The 18,268-nt window shown below is 69.6% G+C and carries 19 protein-coding genes and 1 other RNA gene; 9 read left to right on the top strand and 11 right to left on the bottom strand.

Translation table 11 applies throughout. From position 1 onward, the window contains the following. Positions 1–2 precede the first annotated feature (2 nt). Positions 3–767 carry a methyltransferase domain-containing protein gene (locus ACFPMG_RS13665; RefSeq protein WP_376995643.1) on the top strand — a complete coding sequence of 255 codons (765 nt, stop codon included), beginning with the start codon at positions 3–5 and terminating at the stop codon, positions 765–767. 18 nt (positions 768–785) lie between these two features. Here ACFPMG_RS13665 and ACFPMG_RS13660 read toward each other — a convergent pair whose 3' ends face one another. The 4 genes from ACFPMG_RS13660 to ACFPMG_RS13645 form a co-directional block, all read right to left on the bottom strand. Then, the gene (locus ACFPMG_RS13660; protein WP_376995642.1) at positions 786–1,307 is read right to left on the bottom strand and encodes a DUF4405 domain-containing protein; all 522 of its coding nucleotides are present in this window, start codon (positions 1,305–1,307) and stop codon (positions 786–788) included. 115 nt (positions 1,308–1,422) lie between these two features. Then, on the bottom strand, positions 1,423–2,046 hold the full coding sequence (locus tag ACFPMG_RS13655) for a nucleotide-binding protein (RefSeq protein WP_200527654.1): 624 nt from the start codon (positions 2,044–2,046) through the stop codon (positions 1,423–1,425). A gap of 11 nt (positions 2,047–2,057) precedes the next feature. Next, the gene (locus tag ACFPMG_RS13650; RefSeq protein ID WP_376995641.1) at positions 2,058–3,665 is read right to left on the bottom strand and encodes a CYTH and CHAD domain-containing protein; all 1,608 of its coding nucleotides are present in this window, start codon (positions 3,663–3,665) and stop codon (positions 2,058–2,060) included. Between the two features lie 95 nt (positions 3,666–3,760). After that, positions 3,761–4,855, bottom strand: a complete 1,095-nt coding sequence (locus ACFPMG_RS13645) for a class I SAM-dependent methyltransferase (protein ID WP_376995640.1) — start codon at positions 4,853–4,855, stop codon at positions 3,761–3,763. A gap of 149 nt (positions 4,856–5,004) precedes the next feature. Here ACFPMG_RS13645 and ACFPMG_RS13640 point away from each other — a divergent pair, with 149 nt between their 5' ends. Next, positions 5,005–6,201, top strand: a complete 1,197-nt coding sequence (locus ACFPMG_RS13640) for a phosphoglycerate kinase (RefSeq protein ID WP_376995639.1) — start codon at positions 5,005–5,007, stop codon at positions 6,199–6,201. Positions 6,202–6,364: 163 nt separating this feature from the next. Here the strand turns inward: ACFPMG_RS13640 and recR are convergent, their stop codons facing one another. The 5 genes from recR to ACFPMG_RS13615 form a co-directional block, all read right to left on the bottom strand. Then, positions 6,365–6,958, bottom strand: coding sequence for a recombination mediator RecR (gene recR, locus ACFPMG_RS13635; RefSeq protein ID WP_014239410.1), 594 nt, complete (start codon positions 6,956–6,958; stop codon positions 6,365–6,367). 72 nt (positions 6,959–7,030) lie between these two features. Further along, the gene (locus ACFPMG_RS13630) at positions 7,031–7,354 is read right to left on the bottom strand and encodes a YbaB/EbfC family nucleoid-associated protein (RefSeq protein ID WP_014239409.1); all 324 of its coding nucleotides are present in this window, start codon (positions 7,352–7,354) and stop codon (positions 7,031–7,033) included. A 3-nt stretch (positions 7,355–7,357) separates the two neighbouring features. Then, positions 7,358–9,214: a DNA polymerase III subunit gamma/tau gene (locus ACFPMG_RS13625; protein WP_376995638.1), complete on the bottom strand. Its 1,857-nt coding sequence runs from the start codon at positions 9,212–9,214 to the stop codon at positions 7,358–7,360. Positions 9,215–9,313: 99 nt separating this feature from the next. Continuing rightward, positions 9,314–9,411: signal recognition particle sRNA small type (ffs, locus tag ACFPMG_RS13620), an RNA gene on the bottom strand. Positions 9,412–9,546: 135 nt separating this feature from the next. Beyond that, the gene (locus ACFPMG_RS13615) at positions 9,547–10,086 is read right to left on the bottom strand and encodes a c-type cytochrome (protein ID WP_137103483.1); all 540 of its coding nucleotides are present in this window, start codon (positions 10,084–10,086) and stop codon (positions 9,547–9,549) included. A 250-nt stretch (positions 10,087–10,336) separates the two neighbouring features. Here ACFPMG_RS13615 and ACFPMG_RS13610 point away from each other — a divergent pair, with 250 nt between their 5' ends. From ACFPMG_RS13610 to ACFPMG_RS13595, 4 genes are all read left to right on the top strand, one after another. After that, positions 10,337–11,125, top strand: coding sequence for a 3-deoxy-manno-octulosonate cytidylyltransferase (locus ACFPMG_RS13610; RefSeq protein ID WP_376995720.1), 789 nt, complete (start codon positions 10,337–10,339; stop codon positions 11,123–11,125). Between the two features lie 14 nt (positions 11,126–11,139). Beyond that, positions 11,140–12,036, top strand: a complete 897-nt coding sequence (locus tag ACFPMG_RS13605; RefSeq protein WP_376995637.1) for a prephenate dehydratase — start codon at positions 11,140–11,142, stop codon at positions 12,034–12,036. A gap of 64 nt (positions 12,037–12,100) precedes the next feature. Then, positions 12,101–12,355 (top strand): type II toxin-antitoxin system CcdA family antitoxin, encoded by a 255-nt coding sequence (locus ACFPMG_RS13600; protein ID WP_376995636.1) that lies wholly within the window; start codon positions 12,101–12,103, stop codon positions 12,353–12,355. Then, positions 12,355–12,651, top strand: a complete 297-nt coding sequence (locus ACFPMG_RS13595) for a CcdB family protein (RefSeq protein WP_376995635.1) — start codon at positions 12,355–12,357, stop codon at positions 12,649–12,651. Before ACFPMG_RS13600 ends, ACFPMG_RS13595 begins: the two co-directional genes overlap by 1 nt. Before the next feature lie 144 nt (positions 12,652–12,795). On the opposite strand, the gene nudC is transcribed toward ACFPMG_RS13595, so the two are convergent. Beyond that, positions 12,796–13,737 (bottom strand): NAD(+) diphosphatase, encoded by a 942-nt coding sequence (gene nudC, locus ACFPMG_RS13590; RefSeq protein WP_376995634.1) that lies wholly within the window; start codon positions 13,735–13,737, stop codon positions 12,796–12,798. 142 nt (positions 13,738–13,879) lie between these two features. On the opposite strand from nudC, the gene hisN reads away from it, so the two are divergent. Together hisN and ACFPMG_RS13580 are read left to right on the top strand one after the other, a co-directional pair. Then, positions 13,880–14,662 (top strand): histidinol-phosphatase, encoded by a 783-nt coding sequence (gene hisN, locus ACFPMG_RS13585; RefSeq protein WP_376995633.1) that lies wholly within the window; start codon positions 13,880–13,882, stop codon positions 14,660–14,662. 18 nt (positions 14,663–14,680) lie between these two features. Continuing rightward, positions 14,681–15,208: a hypothetical protein gene (locus ACFPMG_RS13580; RefSeq protein ID WP_376995632.1), complete on the top strand. Its 528-nt coding sequence runs from the start codon at positions 14,681–14,683 to the stop codon at positions 15,206–15,208. A gap of 274 nt (positions 15,209–15,482) precedes the next feature. On the opposite strand, the gene aqpZ is transcribed toward ACFPMG_RS13580, so the two are convergent. Continuing rightward, entirely contained in the window at positions 15,483–16,223 is a 741-nt protein-coding gene (aqpZ, locus tag ACFPMG_RS13575; RefSeq protein ID WP_114861845.1) for an aquaporin Z, read from the bottom strand. A 173-nt stretch (positions 16,224–16,396) separates the two neighbouring features. On the opposite strand from aqpZ, the gene ACFPMG_RS13570 reads away from it, so the two are divergent. After that, on the top strand, positions 16,397–18,220 hold the full coding sequence (locus tag ACFPMG_RS13570; RefSeq protein ID WP_376995631.1) for an extracellular solute-binding protein: 1,824 nt from the start codon (positions 16,397–16,399) through the stop codon (positions 18,218–18,220). Positions 18,221–18,268 lie beyond the last annotated feature (48 nt).

The following is an 18,268-nucleotide window of genomic DNA, read 5'->3' as shown; positions in this document are numbered from 1 at the left end:
GCATGCCGTGGGACCCCGAACAATACGCACGGTTCGAGTCCTGGCGCCGCCGCCCGGCCCACGACCTCGTGGCGGCCCTGCCCTCCCTGACCCCGCGGACGGTGGTCGATCTCGGCTGCGGGGCCGGGCAGCTCGCCCGTCGGCTGGCCGAGCGCTGGCCGGAGGCCGAGGTGCTGGGGGTGGACAACTCCCCCGCCATGCTGGAGCGCGCGCAGACGACACCGTCCCGCGTGCGCTGGCTCCAGGCCGACCTGCGCGTCTGGCGCCCCGACCGGTCGGTCGATCTGCTGATCTCCAACGCCGCCCTGCAATGGCTGGACGGGCACGAGCGGCTGTTCCCGGACCTGCTGCGGACGCTGGCCCCCGACGGGGTGCTGGCCGTGCAGATGCCCCGCAACTTCGACGCGCCCTCGCACCGCCTGTTGTACGAGACGGCGGCGGACGGCCCCTGGGCCGAACGGCTGGCGCCAGTCCTGCGCACCGCCCCGGTGCACGCGCCCGAGACCTATTACGGCTGGCTCGCCCCGCTCACCCGGCGCCTGGACCTCTGGGAGACGGAGTATCTCCAGGTTCTGGAGGGCGACGATCCGGTCCTGCAATGGACGCGCGGCACGACGCTGCTGCCCGTCCTGGACACGCTGACGGGCGCGGAGCTGGACGCCTTTCTGGCGGCCTACCGCGCCCGGCTGAACACCGCCTATCCCCGGCGCCCCGATGGCCGCACGCTGTTTCCCTTCAAGCGGCTGTTCCTCGTGGCGCGAGTGTAGGCGGTCGCATCCAAAACGTTACGACGCCGGCCTGGGCGGCTTGGCGGCGGTGAGGATGTTCGCCACGCCCACCGCGTTCATCCCGGCACGGGTGCCGATGACCGACAGCGACTCGCCGGGCTGCGCCTCGATGTTGGCGGCCTTGAGCGCCTGGATGGCCTTGTCGGGGTCCAAACCGAAGACCGGCGCCACCGTCGCCAGCGGGGCGTTCGCCACCGCCCGCATCATCGCGCCGGGCCCGCCGGTGGAGGCCGGTGTTCCGGTCATCGCCGTGAAGACCAGCGAGCCGGCGACGCTGACCACGAAGGCCGACAGGGCCACGTTGCGCTTGAAGTATTGGAGGAAAGCGGCCCAGTTGCGCGCCAGATGCCACACACCGATGGCCGAGAAGCCGACGCTGAGCCATTCGTGGGAGAAGCGCACCAGATTGCCGTTCCAGTGCAGCAGCAGCATGATTCCCGTCACCGTGGAGACGACGAACAGGACGATGGTCACCGGCGTGACGATCTGCCGGGTGATGGTGGAGGTGATTGATGGCATGGGGGAGGATGGCTCGCGGGTTGAACGGAATGCGGCCAAAGTGGGGCCGGATTGTAACCGCTTGATGTCCCGCACCACCCTCGAACGTAACAGACTGTAACGGCGCCTTCCCAGCTCACGCCTTCTCGATGTAGGCCAGCAGCGGTTCCCAGTCGGCGCGGTGCTCGGCGGCGCGCTTGCCGGTCAGGTCGAACAGGCTGAGGCCGGAGGCCGCGGCGTCGGCGTAGATCTGGCTGTCGCGCAGACGGGTCACCACGCTGTGCCCGACCCCGCCGAGGAACTGGTCCAGCCGGTCCGCCGCCTTGGTGCGGGGGCGCAGGCGGTTGCCGACCACCGCCACCGACTTGCGGTTCCTGGCGATCGACTTCAGCTCCTCCAGCTTGCCGAGGAAGCGCTGAGTCGCCTGCTCGTCGAAGGCGCTGGGCAGCACCGGCAGCACGACGACGTCGGCCATCCGCACCAGATCCTCGATCTGCTTGGTCTTCAGGGCCGCCGGCGCGTCGATGACGAGGCGCTGGATGCCCTTCGGCGCGTCGGATAGGTCCTTTGCCCAGTCCAGACCGACCAGGGCGGAAGCCGTGGCCGGGCGGCGGGCCAGCCAGCCGAGCGAGGAGCGCTGGCGGTCCACGTCGGCCAGCGCCGTGCTGTGACCGGCGGCGGCGCAGGCCGCGGCGAGGTGGGTGGCGATCGTGGTCTTGCCGCAACCGCCCTTGATGTTGGCGACGAGGATGGTCCGCATGGGCGGGAAGATTACCCCTCCCGGTCGGGCTTTGACCAGAAGGCTTTCGCGTCGGCGAACTCCTTCCACAAGTCGCGCAGCGCCGGTTCGGACTCCGCGACGCCGCGGGCGTGCCAGCCGATGACGATGCCGGCGGCGCGCGGCTCGCCCGGCTCGGGGCGGCTGCCGTCGTCGTGCAGCTCGTGCAGCAGGCGGGTCGCCGTCGCCACGTCGTTCAGATGGCCCAGCGCGTCCTGGAAGGCCGACAGGTCCTGGATGTAGCGGCGGGCCGGCTTGTCGTCGTAGAGGCTGCGGAAGAACTCCGCCGCGTAGCGCAGCTTCTTCAGGGCGATGCGCAGCTCGTGCCGCTCGGTCACCGACAGGCTCGCGAATCCGTGGCCGGCGCGGCGGGCCTTCTTGGCGCGGCGCGACAGCAGATGGTCGGCCAGATCCTCCACCGGATCGAACAGCCGGGCGGAATGCTCGCTGACCGGCTGGTCGCGCCAGCCCCGCGACTCGACCCAGGTGCCGAACTTCAGCAGGAAGCTGGTGTAGCGCTCCGACCGGATGGCCTCGCGCACCCCTTCGTAGGCGCGGTCGCGGCGGGCCCGCGCCGCTGCGGCGAGCGCGTCGATGTCCTCCTGGAGCGGTTTGCCGTGCCCGTCGGCGCGGTGGAAGGAGTCCTTCACCGGCTCCAGCAGCTCGGCCAGGAAGACGTCCCAGTCGCGCGCCGGGCCGAGGCTGCCGCCCAGCCACTTCACCTCGCCGACCAGCCAAGCGTAGGAGTCGGCGGGGATGAAGTCCTTGAACAGGGCGAGCGCCGAGCGCAGGCGGCGCAGCGCCACGCGCATCTGGTGGACGCCCTCCGTGTCCTCGCCGATCAGGGTGACCGCCTCGTTCGCCAGCATGTGGCCGATGCAGGAGCGCAGGATGCGGGCCAGCGCGCCTTCCACCGTGGTGTCGCGGTCGAGCTCCAACTTGCCCGCCTTGACCACCTTGTCCACCGACCCGTCGGCGAGCGCATAGCCGCGCTCCGCCTTGGTGCGCGGGTCGAGCCGCAGCGGGGCGGCCTGGGCCAGCTCCAGCGCCAGATCGTAGAGGGCGGCGGCGGAGCCTTCGAGAAGCTCCAGCTCCACCTCCGACACCGGGATGGAAGCGCCGTCGGGGGCGCGGATCTCGCCGCTGTCGAAGGCGACCTCGATGCGGCTGGCACTCTCGCCCTCGCCCAACGTCACCACGCGCACGGTGCGCTGGATGAGCGTGGTGAAGAGCGGCTGCAGCTCCGCCGCGCTGATCGAGCCCAACAGGTCCAGCGCCTCCGGCGACTCGATGGCCGACAGGTCGGGGGCCGGTCCGGCGACCGGATGCTCCCACTCCGCCCGGCCAAGCTCGCCGCGCTCCGGCGCGCCCTTGACGGTCTGGAGATACTGGTTGCCGACCTTGCGCACGCGCAACGTCACCAGCCGCCCGGCCAGACGCCGGTCGGCGGTGTCGTAATAGGTGCTTTCCAGGGTCTTGGTGGCGGCTTTTCCCTTGGCGCGGGATGCGACCGCCGGGCAGGACCGGAGCTTCGCCATGTCTTCGGCCCTGACGGCCAGCTTCAGCTCGGTTTCCCGGTTGGACTCCGCTTCGACCACCATTCGTGCCCCGTCGTTTCCGGTGGATCCCCGTTTTGCACAGGCCCCAGCCACGGTCAAGTTACAGAACCATGACGCTTTTGTTGCAGTCCCCGCAATCAGGGGGCCGTCTTTTCCAGCACCAGGAGCTTGGACATGTAGGCCAGCGACGTCTCGCGCAGGCGCAACCCGCCGGCGGCGAACAGCGCGGGCAGGTCGTCGCGGGCGTAATGGGCGTAGAAGGGCTCGTGGAAGGACTGCGGGAAGCGGTCGATCAGCCCGTCCATCATCGGGTTGTCGCCGTACTGCACGCTGTCCATGAAGACCAGGATGCCGCCGGGCTTCAGCACGCGGGCCATCTCGGCGGCGGCCTGGGCGCGGATCTTCGGCGGCAGCTCGTGGAACAGGTAGATGCAGGTCACTATGTCCTGCGACCCGGTGGCCAGCGGGATCGCCTCCGCCGCCGCCTGGAGCAGCGCGCTGCTGCGCGCCCACGGGGCGAGGTTGCGCCGCGCCTCGCGCAGATAGGCCGGGGAGAGGTCGAGCGCGATGACCGGCAGGCGCGGGTGGTTGTCCTTCACGAAAGTCAGGAAGCGCCCTGTCCCGGCGGCCACGTCGAGCAGGCGGCAATCCGCGCTGCGGCGCGTTTTCAGATGCTCGAAGATCGGCACCAGGGTTTGCCGGCGCATGGCGTCGGCGCCGCCGCCGAACAGCACCTCCACCTGATGGTCGTAGAGGCGGGCGCTCTCCTCCGTCAGGTAGCCGCCGGTCTGGTAATGGAAGTTCTGGCGGTAGTAGGCGGGCAGCCCCCCGCTGCCCGGCGGCGGGTTGGCGCGCACCTCCACCGCCGCGTGGTCGCGGCGGCGGCGCGACACCTCCGGCACGTCGCGGAAGAAGGCCGCGGCGTCGGTCAGCAGCCGGCGCGGGTCGGGCATCAGGTCGTGCGGCAGGCGGTAGTAGCCCGCCTCGATGTTGGCGAGGTCGCGGGCCAGCAGGGCCCGCAGCTCCTCCAGGATCACGCGGGTGCCGGGCACCGGCCGCCCCCCGGGCGGGGTGGTCCGCGGCGGTCCGGTGATCCGTCGGCCGATCCGCGCAGCCATCATGTACTGGCCGAGGAACCAGGCGACGCGGGCGGACTGGCTGGCCGCGTAAGCCAGCCGTGGGGCCAGCCGGGGAGCCAGTTGGGCGGAGGATGGCGGGGTGATTCTGTTCATGGAGATAGAGATGGGATCGGCGGTCCCGCCCGCCCAGAGCCCCGTCTTTTCGCCGCATGGGGCATCCGGTCGCCCACGCGGGCCGTTGCAAAGCGGGCGTCCCTGTGCTGGATTGCCCGGCAAAAGTTCAACCCGTAGGGACAGCAGCCATGACCGAGTTCAACACCATCGACGACCTCGACGTGAACGGCAAGACGGTGCTGGTGCGTGCCGACCTCAACGTCCCTATGCAGGACGGCAAGGTCTCCGACACGACCCGCATCGACCGTCTGGCGCCGACTCTGACCGAGTTGGCGAAGAAGGGTGCGAAGGTCGTGGTTCTGTCGCACTTCGGCCGCCCGAAGAACGGCCCGGACGCCAAGAACTCGCTGCGCAACGTGCTGGACGCGCTGAGCGCCGCCGTCGGCCAGACCGTCGCCTTCGGCGAGGATTGCGTCGGCGACAAGGCCAAGGCCGCCATCGACGGCGTGCAGCCGGGCGCCATCGTGCTGCTGGAGAACACCCGCTTCCACGCGGAAGAGGAAAAGAACGATCCGGCCTTCGCCAAGCGGATCGCCGAGTTGGGGGACCTCTACGTCAACGACGCCTTCTCCGCCGCGCACCGCGCCCACGCCTCGACCGAGGGCGTCGCCCAGCATCTGCCCGCCGCCGCGGGCCGCCTGATGCAGGCCGAGCTTGAGGCGCTGACCAAGGCGCTGGAGAAGCCGGAGCGTCCGGTGGCCGCCGTCGTCGGCGGCGCCAAGATCTCCACCAAGCTGGACCTGCTCGGCAACCTCGTGAAGAAGGTGGACATGCTGGCGCTGGGCGGCGGCATGGCCAACACCTTCCTCTACGCTCAGGGCGTGGATGTCGGCGCCTCGCTCTGCGAGAAGGACATGGCCGATCAGGCCCGCGCCATCATGGAGACCGCCAAGGCCGCCAATTGCGAGCTGCTGCTGCCGAAGGACTTCATCGTCGCCAAGGAGTTCAAGGCCGGTGCGGCCCACCGCGCCGTTCCGGCGGACGGCATCGGCGCCGACGAGATGGCGCTGGACGTCGGCCCGGCGACCGTCGAATTCCTGGGCCTGAAGCTCCAGGGTGCCAAGACGGTGGTGTGGAACGGCCCGCTGGGCGCCTTCGAGATCCAGCCCTTCGACGCCGGCACCAACGCCGTCGCCGGCCTCGTCGCCGAGCGCACGTCGGAAGGCGGCCTGCTGTCGGTGGCCGGCGGCGGCGACACCGTGTCGGCGCTGGCCCATGCCGGCGTGGAGGAGAAGTTCACCTACATCTCCGCCGCCGGCGGCGCCTTCCTGGAGTGGCTGGAAGGCAAGGACCTGCCGGGCGTGGCCGCGCTGAAGAAGAAGTAAGAGTTTGGGGGAATTGGGTGGGTGGTCGAGGCGGCCCCCACCCTTCCCGCTGCGCGGGCCCCTTCCCTCCCCCGCTTCGCAGGGGAGGGAGCTTTATCCCCTCCCCTGCGAAGCGGGGGAGGGTTAGGGAGGGGGCAATACTTCCCTCACAAAAATACTTATCTCACAAAGGCCGCCGCGCCTTCAACGCCGCGGTCAGCGTCCCGTCGTCCAAGTAATCCAGTTCCCCGCCCACCGGCACGCCATGAGCCAGACGGGACACGGAAACCCCGCTGCCGGACAGGCGGTCGGTCACCACATGGGCGGTGGTCTGGCCGTCCACCGTGGCGTTCAGCGCCAGGATCACTTCGGTCACCGCCGGGTCCTTCGCGCGCTCCACCAGGGACGGGATGTTCAGATCGTCCGGCCCCACCCCCTGCAAGGCCGATAGCGTGCCGCCCAGCACATGGTAGGTGCCGTGGAAGGCGCGCGTGCGCTCCAGCGCCCAGAGGTCGCCGGCATCCTCCACCACGCAGATGGTCGAGCGGTCGCGGCTGTGGTCGGAACAGACGGAGCAGGGATCGCGGCTGTCGAGGTTGCCGCAGACCGAGCAGTTGCGGATGGCCTCTGCGGCGAGCGCCATGGATTCGGACAGTGGCACCAACAGGCTGTCGCGGCGCTTCATCAGGTGCAGCGCCGCCCGCCGCGCCGACCGCGGCCCCAGCCCCGGCAGCTTGGACAGGAGTTGGATCAGGCGCTCGATTTCAGGTCCGATCATTCACGGCTTCGCTGGCACGGCTTCGTTGGTTTCAAAGGGCGGCCGGGCCGCGTTCGACCCGGCCATGACAACTCAGAACGGCAGCTTCATGCCCGGCGGCAGCTTCATCCCGCCCATCAGGTTCTGGGTCTCGTTGGCGACGTGCTGCTCCACCTTGGCCTTGGCGTCGTTGAAGGCGGCGATGATCAGGTCCTCCAGGACCTCAATGTCCTCCGGGTCGACGATCGACTTGTCGAGCTTGATCTTCTTCATCTCGCCCTTGCCGTTGACCGTGACGTTGACCATGCCGGCGCCCGACTGGCCGGTCATCTCGACCTCGCCCAGGCGGGCCTGCATCTCCTGCATCTTGGCCTGCATCTGCTGGGCCTGCTTCATCATCTGGCCGAGGTTCTTCATGGGTCAGAAATCTCCTTCGTCGTCGAGCGGGTAATAAACCCCGTCGTCCTGCTGCATGACCATAAGGTCGGGATTCTCCCCGTCATCCGCAACCTGGGGCTCGGCCTCGACCGCCGCCTTGAGGTCGCGGACATCGGTGATCTTCGCGCCGGGAAAGGCGTCCAGAACGGCGCGCACCACCGGATGCGCCTCCGCCTCCTCCAGTGCGCGCCTCTGGGCGGCCTGCTCCTGCTGGATCAGCGTCGGCTCGCCCGGCGCGTCCGAGACGATGACGACCCAGCGCTGGCCGGTCCATTCCGTCAACAGCTGGCCGACGCGATTCGGCAGGGTCGACGGGGCCAGAGTCGTCAGGCGCAGTTCCAGCCGTCCCGGCTCCAGGCGCACCAGATGGACGCTGCCGGTCAGATGGCCGTAGAGAGCGCCCTCCCGCTTCTCCGCGAAGACCTGGACCAGCGTGCGGAAGTCGCGCGGCATCGCCACGCGCTCCTCGTCGGCCACGGCGACGGCAACGGCCGGCACGGGCTGGGGAGACGGCTGCGGGCTCGGCTGGGCCTGGGCGACGGCGCGCACGGCGGAGCCGCCCACCGCCACCGGCCCGCCGCCGGGACCGCGCGGGGCGCCACCGCCACCCTGGCCACCTTGCCCGCCGCCGTTCTGCAAATTCTGGAACTGGCGGATCAGGTCGCCGGGAGTCGGCAGATCGGCGGCGTAGGACAGCCGCACGATGACCATCTCCAGCGCCTGCTGCGGCACCGGGGCCGCCTGCACCTCGCCCAGCCCCTTCAGCAGGAGCTGCCACGCGCGGGTCAGCGCCGGCATGCCGAGCTTCGCCGACAGGGCGGCGCCGCGGGTGCGCTCCGCCTCGGGCAGGCCGGGGTCGTTGGCGCTGTCCGGCACCACCTTCAGCCGCGTCAGGTTGTGCACGAGGTCGAGAAGGTCCTGGAGGATCACCACCGGATCGGCGCCGACGCGGTGCAGGTCGGACAGCAGGTCCATCGCCTCCGCCGGCTTGGCGGAGACGGCGGTCTCGAACAGGTCGATCACCTTGCTGCGGTCGGCCAGACCCAGCATGTCGCGCACCTGTTGCGCGGTCACCGTGCCGGCGGCCAGCGCGATGGCCTGATCGAGCAGCGACAGGCCGTCGCGCACCGACCCGTCGGCGGCCCGCGCGATCAGCGCGGCGGCGTCCGGCTCGATCCCCGCCCCCTCCAGCCCGGTGACGCGGGTGAAGTGCTCCTTCAGCACCTGGGCGTCGACGCGCCGCAGGTCGAAGCGCTGGCAGCGCGAGAGCACCGTCACCGGCACCTTGCGGATTTCGGTGGTGGCGAAGACGAACTTCACATGGGCCGGCGGTTCCTCCAGCGTCTTCAGGAGCGCGTTGAACGCGCTCTTGGAGAGCATGTGGACCTCGTCGATGATGTAGAGCTTGTAGCGCGCCGAGACGGGGGCGTAGCGCACGCCGTCGATGATCTCGCGGATGTCGTCCACGCCGGTGTGGCTGGCGGCGTCCATCTCCATCACGTCGACGTGGCGGTCCTCGGCGATGGCCCGGCAATTGTCGCAGACGCCGCAGGGCGTCACCGTCGGCCCGCCGGTGCCGTCCGGCCCGGTGCAGTTCAGCGCGCGGGCGATGATGCGGGCGGTGGTCGTCTTGCCCACGCCGCGCACGCCGGTCAGCATGAAGGCTTGGGCGATGCGGCCCGAATGGATGGCGTTGGTCAGGGTGCGGACGAGCGCGTCCTGCCCGATCAGCTCGGCAAAGCTCTTCGGACGGTATTTCCGCGCCAGCACCCGGTAGGCGAGGCCCCCGGACGTCCCGGAAACGGAAGAGGACATATCGGCAACGGTGGTATCGGTCACGCGGCTGGCCCGGTAATCGGCTTCACGACGGAGCGCAGAATAGCGTCACGGCACGGGGCTGTCGCCGTTTCAATTCGCTGCAGGACTTTATGGGGAAGGGTGGGAGGCTGGACGAACGACCCGAGCCGAAACTCGTTACGGCTGCTTCCTTCCGGACCTGACCGGGTTGGCGAGGGACTCGTCCGCCGCCAGCCTCCCGCGCCTTATATCGGCGATAGGGCGGTCATATGCAAGGTTAATCTGCCGGCTTTCAGTTTGAGGCGGAACGAAAAAGCCCCGCGTCCGGCGGACCGCGGGGCTTTTGCCTGTTTCCCGGATGGGACCGCTGCGCGTTACTGCGGCAGCGGCGCCGGGCTGTCGGACAGGGAGCGCAGATAGGCGATGATGTTCGCCCGCTCCTGGTCCTTCTTGACGCCGGCGAAGGTCATCTTGGTGCCCGGCGCGTAGGCCTTCGGGTCGTAGAGGAAGTGGTTCAGCTCGTCGTAGTTCCAGGGACCGGCCTTGCCCTTGATGGCATCGGAATAGGCGAAGCCGTCCAGATGGCCGTGCGGGGCACCGACGATGCCGTAGAGGTTCGGGCCGACCTTGTTCGGGCCGCCCTTGTCGAAGCTGTGGCAGGCTGCGCAGGCCTTGGCCGCGGACTGGCCGGCGGCGGCGTCGGCCTTGGCGAGCAGCGGGGCGATCTCGGCGGGGCCGGACGGGGCGGCGCCACCGCTGGGGGCCGGAGCGGCACCCTCCGGCATGGCCACCACATAGCCGGGTTTCTCAGGCGTCTTCGGGTGCACCAGAACTTCCGCGGCGAAGCCGGCCAGCATGGCGATCAGACCCGCCAGCAGCACGGCGCCGAAAATCTTGTTCCACTCCATGCTCATAACGTCTTGTTCCCCTTTTTTGTCGTGCCGCGGGCCCGTCGCCAGGGCTGGCTGGTTCTCCGCCGCACGATAGCGTGGCCGCGGCGGCTTGTCACCGCTTCGGCCCCCTCCCTTGCCACAGGAATATCGGTTCCCCGACTGTTGGCCAGTTGAATATTGGAGTGACGCCGCTTGACGCAAAGGGCGATCCATGGTTCACCCGCGCCACCTTTCCGACGTGACAGGGGGCCGTTCCATCATGAACGCCGACATGAACGCCAGCGCAAACACCCAGGGCACGGCGAACCCGCCGCCCTCGAATCCCATCGTGGTCATTCCCGCCCGCATGGCCTCCACCCGCCTGCCGGGGAAGCCGTTGGCCGACATCGGCGGGGCGCCGATGATCGTGCAGGTGTGGCGCCGCGCCATGGAGGCGGAGATCGGCCCGGTGGTGGTCGCCTGCGCCGAGCCTGAGATCGCCGCGGCGGTGGAGGCGGCGGGCGGCACCGCCGTGCTGACCCGGCCCGACCATCCCTCGGGCTCCGACCGCATCTTCGAGGCGGTCAGCCTGCTCGACCCGGAGGGAAAATACGACGCGGTGGTGAACGTGCAGGGTGACCTGCCGACCATCGAGCCCGCCGTGGTGCGCGCCGCCTTCGCTCCGCTGTCCGACCCGCAGGTGGACATCGCCACGCTGGTGGTGGAGATCACGCGGGAGGAGGAGCGCACCGACCCCAACGTGGTGAAGGCCGTCCTGGAGCTGCCGCCCGGCGCCCGGCGGGGCCGCGCCCTCTATTTCAGCCGCGCCACCGCCCCCTGGGGCGACGGGCCGCTGTTCCACCACATCGGGCTGTACGCCTACCGCCGCGCCGCGCTGGAGCGCTACGTCCGGCTGCCGCCTTCGGCGCTGGAGCAGCGGGAGCGGCTGGAGCAACTCCGCGCCCTGGCCTTCGGGATGCGCATCGACGCCGCCGTCGTTGACGCGGTTCCGCTCGGCGTCGATACTCCCGCCGACCTGGAGCGCGCCCGCGCGATCCTCGCCAAGCGCACCCCCCTTTAAAAGAAGACCTCCCGATGACGACCTCGAACGTGATCGCCTTCCAGGGCCTGCCCGGCGCCTATTCGGACCTGTCCTGCCGGACGGTCTTTCCGGAAATGACGACGCTGCCCTGCGCCACGTTCGAGGACGCCTTCGCCGCCGTGCGCGAGGGGCGCGCGGCGCTCGCCATGATCCCGGTGGAGAACTCCATCGCCGGGCGCGTGGCCGACAACCACCATCTGCTGCCCGAAGGCGGCCTGCACATCATCGGCGAGCATTTCCAGCGGGTGAACCACCAGCTCCTCGCCCCCAAGGGCGCGACGCTGGCCGGGCTGAAGACGGTGCGCAGCCACATCCAGGCGCTGTCCCAGTGCCGCAACATGACGCGGGAGCTGGGGCTGACGGCGATCTCCCACGCCGACACCGCGGGCGCCGCCGCGGAGATCGCCAAGCTGGGCGACCCGCAGCACGCCGCCATCGCCTCCTCGCTGGCCGCGGACATCTACGGTCTGGACATCCTGAAGGGCGGCATCGAGGACGCGGAGCACAACACCACCCGCTTCCTGATCCTGTCCCGCGAGCCGAAGACCCCGCCGCTGCCCACCGAGGGGTCCGGGACCGGGACCGGGACCAAGATCATCACCACCTTCGTCTTCCGCGTGCGCAGCGTGCCGGCGGCCCTCTACAAGGCGCTGGGCGGCTTCGCCACCAACGGCATCAACATGACGAAGCTGGAAAGCTACATGGTCGGCGGGCACTTCACCCAGACCCAGTTCTACGCCGACGTGGAGGGCCATCCGGAGGAGCGCTCCCTGCGTCTGGCGCTGGAGGAGCTGGCCTTCTTCGCCCGCGCCGGCGAGGTGAAGATCCTGGGCGTCTACCCGGCCAACCCCTTCCGCTATCAGGAAAGCCAGCGCATCGGCGAGGATTGAGGGGCGCTCTTGAACTTGGCGGCGGCCCTGGGCATGTTGATGGCGCATGGTCGTGGAGCAGCAGATGCCCGATACGCGCCTTCCCTTCGATGACTCCGCCCCGAAGCAGGCGACCAACGTCAGCCTGAACAGCGATCTGCTTGCGCAGGCGAAGACGCTGGGCATCGACGTCGCGCGGGCTTGCGAGCGCGGTCTGGCGGACCAGATCGCCGAGGTCCGGGATCAGGCATGGCGGGAGGAGAACCGTTCGGCCATCGAATCGTCCAACGCCTATGTCGAGGCGCACGGCCTGCCTTTGGCGAAGAACCGGCCTTATTGATGGCGCGTTTCGATGTCCATCGCCGCCTTGACGGTTCCGGCTTCCTGCTGGACCTTCAAGCCAACATCCTGCGCGATCTGAACACCCGCTTTGTCGTTCCTCTGCTGCCGCCTGGAGAGGCGCCGCTCGCCGCGAAGCGGCTCAACCCGGTCTTCTCCGTCGAGGGGCAACCCCATGTCATGGTGACCCAGTTCGCCGGCGCCGTCCGCATCGCGGATCTTGGCCCCTGCGTCGGCAGCCTTCTGTCGGAGGACACCGCCATCGTGGCGGCTTTGGACATGCTGACCGGAGCCTGAGCCGCCGCCCACTTGCCCCCACCCTTCCCACGGCTTCGCCGCGGGCCCCTTCCCTCCCCCGCTATCGCAGGAGAGGAAGCTTGATCCCCTCCCCTGCGATAGCGGGGGAGGGTCAGGGAGGGGGCAAGCGCCCCGCCGTCTCCCTCACTCCCCCTCGGCGATCCACTCGTCGATCAGGCGGCGGGCGATGCTGTCGGGGCGGGCGAGGCGGAACTCCTCGCTGGGTGTGAAGGTCCGCAGAAACTCGCGGTCGAACCAGTGGGCCGTCTCCAGCTCCTCCATGTCCGTCTGGATGTCCAGCGTCACCGCCCGCGCGCTGAAGCCCAGCATCAGCGAGGACGGGAAGGGCCAGGGCTGGGACGAGTGGTAGCGGATGTCGGTGACCTCCAGCCCCACCTCCTCCAGCACCTCGCGCCTTACGCTGTCCTCCAGGCTTTCGCCCGGCTCGACGAAGCCGGCCAGCACCGAATGCATGCCCGGCGGGAAACGGGAGTTGCGGCCCAGCACCATGCGCCCGGCCCCGTCATGGACCAGCATGATGACCGCCGGGTCGGTGCGCGGGAAATGGTGGGTGGCGCAGTCCGGGTTGGTGCAGACGCGCACATGCCCGCCCTCGGCACCCGCCGCAACGGAGCCGCAGACGCCGCAGAAGCGGTGCCGGGCGTTCCACCAGGTGATGCCGCGGGCGTAGGCGCACAGCCCGGCCTCCGTCGCCTCCATCACCGGGCCGACGGCGCGCAGATCCTCGAAACGGCCGAGCCCGGCCAGGGAGGGATGCTCCTCCTGCGCTTCCAGACCGGTCAGGTCCACGGTGAAGTGCGGCACGCCGTCCAGCAGGCCGAGGAAGACCGGCTCAACTCCCCAATCGCCACCACAGGCGACGGCGACCGCGTGGGCCGAGTCGGCGGCGCCGGTCACGAAGTTGCGGGATTTCGCCACCGGCAGCAGGCGCGCGTTCGGCGAGGCCCAGGCGTCTTTCAGCCAGTCCTTGTCCTTGCGGCGCACGGCGGCGCGGTCGAGCGGGATGCCGGCATAGGCGTTCGGGCCGGCGTTCGGGCGGTCGGGTGGGGAGGAGCGGTCGTGCATGGCGAAGAGGCTGCCACAAGCCCGCGGAACGGGGAAGCGGCGTCCCGCGCAACCCTCCCCCCGCATTGATGGTTTGCGCCGGGAGAGCAGCCGACTAGGATGCCGCCCTCTTCCCAACCACGCGCGATCCGGCGGAGCGACCATGACCGAACCCTGCCCCACCCCCCTGGTGACCCTGGCGGAGCGTCTGGCCGACGCCTCCGGCCCGGTCATCCGCCAGTATTTCCGCACGCCGGTGGCGGTGGACGACAAGGCCGACGCCTCTCCCGTCACCATCGCCGACCGCGAGGCGGAGCGGACCATCCGCGCCATCATCGAGGCCGAACGCCCCGACGACGGCATCTATGGCGAGGAGTTCGGAACGAAGAACCTGGACGCCGAATGGGTCTGGGTGATCGACCCCATCGACGGCACCAAATCCTTCATCACCGGCCGCCCGATCTTCGGCACGCTGATCGCCCTGCTGCACCGCGGGCGCCCGGTGCTCGGCGTCATCGACCAGCCCATCGTCCGGGATCGCTGGCTGGGCGTCGAGGGCCGCACCACCATGTTCAACGGCCAGCCGGCCCGCGTGCGCGCCTGCGCCGGGGGGCTGGCCGCGGCGACTCTGGGCACCACCTCGCCCGACCTCTTCCCCGGAGCAGACCAGGACGCCTTCCGCCGGGTGGCGGGGGCGGCCAAGGTGTCGGTCTATGGCGGCGACTGCTACAGCTACGGCCTGCTGGCGGCGGGCTATTACGACCTCGTCGTCGAATCGGGGCTGAAGCTCTACGACTTCGCGGCGCTGGTGCCGGTGGTGACCGGGGCCGGCGGGCTGATGACCGATTGGGACGGCCGGCCGCTCGACGCCAAGTCCAATGGGCGCGTGGTCGCCGCGGGCGACGCCCGCACCCACCGCGAGACGCTGGCCGCCCTGGCCGGCTGAGACAGGAGGACCACGCCCATGGCAACCATCGCCACGCCCGCCCGCTCCGTCTTCGAGACATCGCCGGAGAAGCTGCGCCCCTTCCTGCACTCGCTGGCCGGCCGGGTGTCGGGCGGGGCGAACTGGATGGTCCGCAAGAAGACGGTCTGCGACCTGCTGCTGGGGCTGGACGCCTTCTTCGCCCTGCCGGCGGAGGAGCGCCGCGCCCTGATGGGCGCCGGGGAGGACGTCTCCAGCCAGGACGGCACCGGACCGGAGGACTTCCGCAACGTTCTGCCGCTCTATGTCGGGGCGATCCTGGAGGGGCTGAAGGAAGAGGCCGTGACGGGGCCGGAGCAGGCGGCGATCTACATGCTGTCCATCCACCCGGAGCACCAGATGGCCGCGGAGGAATGGATGCTCGCCGATCCGCGCAACGGCAAGGCGGTGCGCCGGATGATGCGGTCCGACCGCCGCTACCGCCAGCTCATGGAGCGCATGGCCGACCATTGGCGGAAGACCCGAGCCGGTCAGGGCAGCAGCGAGACGGCCAGCAGCCCCAGGTAAATGCCGATGAACAGGCCGAGGACAATGCCGTAATCCTCGTCGGTCATCGGGTTGGAATCGGGGTCGAACTGCCGCATGATATACTCCCTGTGCGTCAACGGGTGTTCAGAATAACCGTTGACGCCCGCGAAGTTCCCGCGACAAGGCCGTGACTTCCACCGGGTAGAGGTGGACATCCCCATAAAAAACGGACCGCGCCGGAGGGGCACGGTCCGCTGAGTCGGGAGGGACCCGAAGGGAAAGGGTCAGACGGAAGGACTCAGGTGGCAAAGGCTCAGGTGGAAGGCCGGGCCTCGCCGGTGATGGCGGGCTTCGGCGGCATCTCCTCGGCCAGCGCGCGGTACGCCAGCCCGCCGAGCAGCCCGCCGACCAGCGGCGCCACCCAGAAGGCCCAGAGCTGCTGCAGCGCCCAGCCGCCGACGACCAGCGCCGGCCCGGTGCTGCGCGCCGGATTCACCGAGGTGTTGGTGACCGGGATGCTGATGAGGTGGATCAGCGTCAGCGCCAGACCGATGGCCAGCGGCGCGAAGCCCGCGGGCGCCCGCCGGTCGGTGGAGCCCAGGATGACGATCAGGAACATGAAGGTCAGCACCACCTCGATCAGGAGGCCGGAGGTGAGGTTGTACGCGCCCGGCGAATGCTCCCCGTACCCGTTGGCGGCAAGCCCCTTGGCGGCCAGCGACCAGTCGGCCTTGCCGGTGGCGATGACGTACAGCACCACCGCCGCCAGGAAGGCGCCGACCACCTGCGCGATGACGTAGGGCAGGATGTCCTTGGCCGGGAAGCGTCCGCCGGCCCACAGCCCCACCGTGACCGCCGGGTTCAGGTGGCAGCCGGAGATGTGGCCGACCGAATAGGCCATGGTCAGCACGGTCAGGCCGAAGGCCAGGGAGACGCCGGTCAGCCCGATCCCGACCTCCGGGAAGGCGGCGGACAGCACGGCGCTGCCGCAGCCGCCAAAGACCAGCCAGAAGGTGCCGAGAAACTCCGCGCTCGTGCGCCGGAACATCGACATGTCACCACCTCGTCGGGCTTGCCGCATTTCCGCCTTTTTTGCGCCCCCGGACGGGCCGGCGCCAGCGGACGGGCGTAAGATACCGTTGCGTACGCGGACTTGACGCGCCGCAAGGCGCGTACATGCTAAGGCTGATCCGCCTTCATCTCAGGCCAACCACATCAGGACCGACGATGCGCCGAGTTCTCGCTGCCGCCCGGACCACCGCCGTTTTGGCTCTCCTCGCGCTGACGGCGCCGGTCCAAGCGGAAACGGTCACCGTCCCCGCCCTGAAGCAGTTCGGCGAGCCGGAGTTCAAGCCGGGCTTCACCCATTTCCCGCACGCCAACCCGGAGGCCCCCAAGGGCGGACAGATCACCCTGGCCGCCCAGGGCAGCTTCGACAGCCTGAACCCGATCATCCTGCGCGGCGTCACCCCGCGCACGCTGGGGCTGATCGCCGACTCGCTGATGGTCGGTTCCGGCTGGGAGATGGACGCCGCCTACGGGTCGCTGGCGGAGTCGGTGGAACTGCCCGACGACAGGAGCTGGGCCGTCTTCCACCTGCGCAAGGACGCGCGCTGGCACGACGGCGTGCCGGTGACCGCCGGCGACGTGGTCTTCGCCTGGGATTCCATCCAGGCGCATGGCAACCCCTTCCTGAAATCCTTCCTCGACCGCGTCGCCGCGGTGGAGGCGGTGGACGAGCACCGGCTGAAGATCACCCTGAAGACCACGGGGGAGATGAAGCCGATCATCGACTTCGCCACCAGCATCGCCCCCCAGCCCGAGCATTGGTGGACCGCCAACGGACGCGACATCTCCAAGACGACGCTGGAGCCGGTGCTGGGCAGCGGCCCCTACCGCATCAAAACCGTCGATCCCGGCCGCTCGATCACCTACGAGCGGGTGGCCGACTGGTGGGGCCGCGACCTGCCGACGGCGCGCGGCTTCTACAACTTCGACAGCGTGAAGGTCGATTACTATCGCGACGACGACGTGATGTTCGAGGCCTTCAAGGCCGGCGCCTACGACTTCCGCACCGAGCACCGGGCGCAGCGCTGGACCACCGGCTACGACTTCCCCGCCGCAAAGGACGGTCGGGTGAATCGCGTGGAGGTGAAGAGCGATCTGCCGCTGGGCGCCCAGGGCTTCCGCCTGAACACACGCCGCGCCAAGTTCGCCGACCCGCGGGTGCGCGAGGCGCTGGGCTATCTGTTCGACTTCGAATGGATTCAGAAGAACATCCTGTATGGCCAGTATCTCCGCACCACCTCCAACTTCCCCAACTCCGACTTCGGCGCCAAGGGGCCGCCGACGCCGGAGGAGCTGGCCCTGCTGGAGCCCTTCCGCGCCCAGTTGCCGGAGCGCGTCTTCACCACCCCCTTCGAGCCGCCGAAGACCGACGGCAGCGGCAACACCCGCAACAACCTGCGCGAGGCCATGCGCCTGTTCCGCGAGGCCGGGTGGGAGCTGAAGAATGGCCGGATGACCAGCGCCAGGACCGGCGAGGTGCTGAGCATCGAATTCCTCGACGGCACCGGCGCGCTGACCCGCGTGATCCAGCCCTACGTGGAGGCGCTGCGCAAGGCGGGCATCGACGCGGTGCTGCGGGTGGTCGACACCGCCCAGTTCCAGGCGCGCACCGACGAGTTCGACTTCGACGTGGTGGTGGCGAACTTCAACTTCTTCACCCCGCCGGGAACCGAGCTGCGCAGCTATTTCGGCTCCGCCGCCGCGGACGTCCGGGGATCGGCCAACTACGCCGGCATCAAGGAGCCGGCGGCCGACGCGATGATCGAGAAGGCGCTGGCGGCGAAGGATCTGGCCTCGGTCCAGGCGGCGACCCGCGCGCTCGACCGCGTGCTGCTGTGGGGCTTCTACATGGTGCCGCACTGGTACAACCCGGACAACTGGATCGCCCACCGGACGACGCTCGGCTTCCCGGAGAAGACACCGAAATACGATCTGGGCTTCCGCAACAGCGGCTTCCCGGAGGCGTGGTGGGTGAAGCCCTGATCGCCTGCTTAGCCCCTTAAAGCCGAGGCTCCGCCTTGATTGTGCCAC

This window comes from Azospirillum himalayense (genome assembly GCF_042657465.1).
Classification (GTDB): Bacteria; Pseudomonadota; Alphaproteobacteria; order Azospirillales; family Azospirillaceae; genus Azospirillum; species Azospirillum himalayense.
Note: the sequence above shows the minus strand (reverse complement) of the source record. Positions and strands in the feature narration are given on the sequence as shown.

Coding starts and splice junctions, on each gene's coding strand:
- ACFPMG_RS13665 (WP_376995643.1), top strand. CDS start 3: ATGCCGTGGGACCCCGAACAATACGCACGGTTCGAGTCCTGGCGCCGC.
- ACFPMG_RS13660 (WP_376995642.1), bottom strand. CDS start 1,307: ATGCCATCAATCACCTCCACCATCACCCGGCAGATCGTCACGCCGGTG.
- ACFPMG_RS13655 (WP_200527654.1), bottom strand. CDS start 2,046: ATGCGGACCATCCTCGTCGCCAACATCAAGGGCGGTTGCGGCAAGACC.
- ACFPMG_RS13650 (WP_376995641.1), bottom strand. CDS start 3,665: ATGGTGGTCGAAGCGGAGTCCAACCGGGAAACCGAGCTGAAGCTGGCC.
- ACFPMG_RS13645 (WP_376995640.1), bottom strand. CDS start 4,855: ATGAACAGAATCACCCCGCCATCCTCCGCCCAACTGGCTCCCCGGCTG.
- ACFPMG_RS13640 (WP_376995639.1), top strand. CDS start 5,005: ATGACCGAGTTCAACACCATCGACGACCTCGACGTGAACGGCAAGACG.
- recR (WP_014239410.1), bottom strand. CDS start 6,958: ATGATCGGACCTGAAATCGAGCGCCTGATCCAACTCCTGTCCAAGCTG.
- ACFPMG_RS13630 (WP_014239409.1), bottom strand. CDS start 7,354: ATGAAGAACCTCGGCCAGATGATGAAGCAGGCCCAGCAGATGCAGGCC.
- ACFPMG_RS13615 (WP_137103483.1), bottom strand. CDS start 10,086: ATGAGCATGGAGTGGAACAAGATTTTCGGCGCCGTGCTGCTGGCGGGT.
- ACFPMG_RS13610 (WP_376995720.1), top strand. CDS start 10,337: ATGAACGCCAGCGCAAACACCCAGGGCACGGCGAACCCGCCGCCCTCG.
- ACFPMG_RS13605 (WP_376995637.1), top strand. CDS start 11,140: ATGACGACCTCGAACGTGATCGCCTTCCAGGGCCTGCCCGGCGCCTAT.
- ACFPMG_RS13600 (WP_376995636.1), top strand. CDS start 12,101: ATGCCCGATACGCGCCTTCCCTTCGATGACTCCGCCCCGAAGCAGGCG.
- ACFPMG_RS13595 (WP_376995635.1), top strand. CDS start 12,355: ATGGCGCGTTTCGATGTCCATCGCCGCCTTGACGGTTCCGGCTTCCTG.
- nudC (WP_376995634.1), bottom strand. CDS start 13,737: ATGCACGACCGCTCCTCCCCACCCGACCGCCCGAACGCCGGCCCGAAC.
- hisN (WP_376995633.1), top strand. CDS start 13,880: ATGACCGAACCCTGCCCCACCCCCCTGGTGACCCTGGCGGAGCGTCTG.
- ACFPMG_RS13580 (WP_376995632.1), top strand. CDS start 14,681: ATGGCAACCATCGCCACGCCCGCCCGCTCCGTCTTCGAGACATCGCCG.
- aqpZ (WP_114861845.1), bottom strand. CDS start 16,223: ATGTCGATGTTCCGGCGCACGAGCGCGGAGTTTCTCGGCACCTTCTGG.
- ACFPMG_RS13570 (WP_376995631.1), top strand. CDS start 16,397: ATGCGCCGAGTTCTCGCTGCCGCCCGGACCACCGCCGTTTTGGCTCTC.